This is a genomic window from Paraburkholderia madseniana (genome assembly GCF_009690905.1).
In the GTDB taxonomy this organism is placed as follows: Bacteria; Pseudomonadota; Gammaproteobacteria; order Burkholderiales; family Burkholderiaceae; genus Paraburkholderia; species Paraburkholderia madseniana.
Genome location: NZ_VOSW01000318.1, coordinates 1 through 582 on the forward strand (window position 1 = coordinate 1; position 582 = coordinate 582).

The 582-nt window shown below is 61.7% G+C and carries 1 protein-coding gene; it reads right to left on the reverse strand.

Annotation, left to right across the window (positions count from 1 at the left end; translation table 11 throughout):
- Position 1 precedes the first annotated feature (1 nt).
- On the reverse strand, positions 2-582 hold a 581-nt coding region (locus FSO04_RS46015; RefSeq protein WP_206753093.1), incomplete at its 5' end, for an EAL domain-containing protein.

A 582-nucleotide genomic window follows, 5' to 3' on the forward strand; every position in this document is an offset into this window, starting at 1 on the left:
TTCACGTGGCGTCTTTGATGTCGCTCCGCGTGTGCGCGCGTTGCCGCAACAGCGTCGCGAAGCGGTCCGCGTTCAATGGCCGGCTGACGTGGAACCCCTGGATCTGGTCGCAGCCGCGCTCGCGAACGAAGCATTCCTGCTCGTGCGTCTCCACGCCTTCGGCAACGACGACGAGGTCGAGCGCCTTGCCGATCGCGATAATGGATTGAGCGATGGCTTCGGTTGCCGGATTGACCGCGATGTCGCAGATGAACGATCGATCGATTTTCAGCGTGTCGATCGGGAAGTGCTTAAGCATCCCGAGCGATGAAAATCCGGTGCCGAAGTCGTCGAGGGCAATGCGCACGCCCATGCTCCTGATCGCACGAAGCATATTGATGGCCCTTGCCGGATCGGACATCACCGCGCTTTCCGTGATTTCAAGTTCCAGCAGATCGGCCCTCATTTCCGTCTCATCGAGCAGATCCGATATGTCGGCCGCGAGCGATTCGTCCGCAAGCTGACGGGGCGACACGTTGACCGCGACCGGCAGGGGCGTGACCCCTGGCGCTGCCATTCCGCGTTCTGCGTGCAGGCCGCTTT